General features: G+C 71.9%; 3 protein-coding genes and 1 pseudogene. 3 read left to right on the top strand and 1 reads right to left on the bottom strand.

Going from position 1 to position 2,673, the window contains the following annotated elements:
* Window positions 1-153: 153 nt before the first annotated feature.
* Window positions 154-696, bottom strand: coding sequence for a YceI family protein (locus DQW06_RS25585; RefSeq protein WP_013151923.1), 543 nt, complete (start codon window positions 694-696; stop codon window positions 154-156).
* Between the two features lie 193 nt (window positions 697-889).
* On the opposite strand from DQW06_RS25585, the gene DQW06_RS25580 reads away from it, so the two are divergent.
* The 3 genes and pseudogenes from DQW06_RS25580 to DQW06_RS25570 all read left to right on the top strand — a co-directional run.
* Window positions 890-1,363, top strand: coding sequence for a MarR family winged helix-turn-helix transcriptional regulator (locus DQW06_RS25580; protein WP_013151924.1), 474 nt, complete (start codon window positions 890-892; stop codon window positions 1,361-1,363).
* Window positions 1,364-1,512: 149 nt separating this feature from the next.
* Window positions 1,513-2,253, top strand: a complete 741-nt coding sequence (locus DQW06_RS25575) for an SseB family protein (protein WP_013151925.1) — start codon at window positions 1,513-1,515, stop codon at window positions 2,251-2,253.
* Between the two features lie 177 nt (window positions 2,254-2,430).
* A pseudogene (locus tag DQW06_RS25570) lies at window positions 2,431-2,673 on the top strand (prepilin peptidase); the annotation flags it as partial.

The following is a 2,673-nucleotide window of genomic DNA, read 5'->3' as shown; positions in this document are numbered from 1 at the left end:
GGGGGAGGGCTGTGCGCCCTCCCCCCGCTGACGATATCCGAGCGGCCCCGAAGGTGATGACGGTGTGTCGTCAAAACTTCCGGGAGGCCGTCCCGTCCCGCGTGTTCCCCCGCTTCGTCCGGCCCGGAGTCCGCCCGGCCGTCACGGACGTGCTCAGGCCTGGCGGGTGAACTCGGCGTCGATGTCGATGGTGATCTTGTCGCCGACGACCACGCCGCCGCCGTCCATCGGCATCTCGATGTCCACGCCGAACTCCTTGCGGCTGATCTGCGTGGAGGCGGTGAAGCCGGCGCGGTTGAGACCGTAGGGGTCGATGGTGGAGCCGTTGAACTCCAGCGCGATCTCGACGGGGCGGGTGTTGCCCTTGATGCTCAGCTCGCCCTGCAGGACGAAGTCCTCGCCCTTGGCGACGGCGCCGGTGGAGCGGAAGGTGAACTCCGGGTGGTTCTCGACGTCGAAGAAGTCGGCGGAGCGGATGTGGTTGTCGCGGTCACCGTTGTCGGTGTTGATCGAGCTGGCGTCGATGGTGGCCTCGACGGACGCCTGGGTGGGGTCCTCGGGCACCGTCAGCGTGGCGTCGAACTTCTCGAACCGCCCGCGGACCTTGCTGACCATCATGTGTCGTACGGAGAAGCCGACGACGCTGTGGGCGGTGTCGATCTTCCAGGTTCCGGCCTGGAGTTCCTGCGCTGCCATGGTGTCTCCCTGTCGGGTCGGCGGACCCGGGGACCGGGCCCATTCGCTGAGGTGTAACAAGACGCCTTAGAAGAATCTTCCTCGGAAGAGGAGTTTAGGCAATGCCGGGCCCTCGTGCAAGGCGTTCCTCCGGCGAGAGCCGACGCGGGGCCCGACGGTGTGGCGGAGCGGGGGTTTCGGACACGCCGCTACGATGGGCCGCATGAACAACGCCGGGTGGCTTGACGTCAAGGAACAGCACGTCTGGCGTGGTTTCCTCAGGATGAACGCCTGGGTCTACGACGAGCTGGAGAAGGACCTGCGCGCCCGTACCGGGCTCTCCCTCATCGAGTACGGCATCCTCGTGCACCTGTCCGAGGCCGAGGGGCGGCGCATGCGCATGCGGGTGCTCGCCGACAGCGTCATCGTGTCCAAGAGCAGGCTCTCCCACCAGGTCGCACGGCTCGAACGTGGCGGCTACGTGCACCGGGAGCACTGCGACGACGACCGCCGCGGGCTGTGGGCCGTGCTCAGCGACAAGGGCTCCCTCCTCCTGCGCCAGGCCGCGCCCGGCCACGCCGCGCGCGTGCGCTCGCTGGTCTTCGACCGCCTCAGCGAGGAGCAGGTCGCCCAGCTCGGCTCGATCATCGGCGCGCTGGAGCAGGGCGAGGCCGCCCGGCGGGGGTGAGGCCCCGCGACCGCCGTCCCCGCGGGCCCGCCCGTTTCGTGTGTCCGGCACACCCCGAGGGCGGCCGGTGACCGGGCGCGTCGCCCGGTTCGCGCCCTTTCGGGCGTGCCCGCCACAGGCCCCGCGCCCCACGGGTAGAGTCGGTGCACGTGAGCAGACCATCCATCATCGGCGCCCAGAACTTCCGCGACGACGACGGCAGCGTCGATCCCGGGGTCGAGGCGCGCCTGCGCGAACACGCGACGGGCGCGACGGGCGACCGCCAGGTGCTGGCCGCGCTCAGCGGGACCCGCGTGCTCATCCCCGTGGTCGCCGTGGCCACCGAGACCGAGGAGGGCGTCGGCGGGCTCACTAAGGACAAGAACAGCGAGGTCGCCGTCCCGATCATGACCGGCAGGGACGGGCGGCGCGGCATGCTCGCCTTCACCTCCGTGGACGCGGTCCGCCGCTGGCGCCCGGACGCGCGCCCCGTGCCCTTCACCGTCAGGGACGCCTGCCAGGCGGCCCTGGAGGAGGAGGCGGACGCGCTGGTGCTCGACGTGGCCGGCCCCGTGCCCTACACCGTTCAGGGTCCCTTCCTCAGCATGATCGCCGAGACCGGCGCCGTCCCCGAGCCCAAGGACGACCCGCAGGTCCTCGGACTCATCTACCAGGTCACCAAGGGCGAGTTCGGTATCGAGCGCGTCCGCATCCACCCCTCCGAACGCGGCGAGATCGGCATCCGCCTCGAACTCGACGAGCGCGACGACGAGGTCCTGCGGCGCGTGGCCGGGCGGCTCACCGCCGAACTGCGGCACGTGCTGCCCGGAGGCATCGAACTGAGCGCCGTCGTGCGCGCCCAGCGCGACGACGCGCCCCCGAACGGGCCCGGGACCGCCGCCCGGGACTGACTCCGTCCCGGTCGCTTCCGGCCGGGCCGCGAGCCCCGCGGTCGTGGGCCGCTCCGCGCCCTCGTCCCGTGCGTGCGCCGTGCGGGCACACGGTGCCGCGGCGTTCGTGTACGGGGAGTTTTCCACAGGCCGGACCGGGCGGTGTCGCCGCGGGCCCCGGAAGGGTAGCTTCCCATCATGCCCACCCCCTCGACACTCCTCCTCCACCCGCACCTGTGGACGGCGTCCGTCGCCGTCCTCCTCGCCCTGCTCGGAGTGGTGGTGGGCCGGGTCAACGGCCGCCTCGTCCACCTCTTCGGCCCCGCCGACCCGCCGCCCGCACCCGCCTCCCGCGGTTCGCTCACGCCCTCCGCCGACCGGCACGTCCAGCCCGCGCGCGACGACGCCACCGCGGTCCCCGACACCGGGGAGGACGTGCGC

Source organism: Nocardiopsis sp. TNDT3, from assembly GCF_003427465.1.
Classification (GTDB): domain Bacteria; phylum Actinomycetota; class Actinomycetes; order Streptosporangiales; family Streptosporangiaceae; genus Nocardiopsis; species Nocardiopsis dassonvillei.
This window is presented reverse-complemented; position numbering and strand designations above follow the sequence as displayed.

Bases quoted from the DNA above. Each gene is read 5' to 3' on its own strand.
- DQW06_RS25585 (WP_013151923.1), bottom strand. From the start codon at position 696: ATGGCAGCGCAGGAACTCCAGGCCGGAACCTGGAAGATCGACACCGCC.
- DQW06_RS25580 (WP_013151924.1), top strand. From the start codon at position 890: ATGGGCCGCATGAACAACGCCGGGTGGCTTGACGTCAAGGAACAGCAC.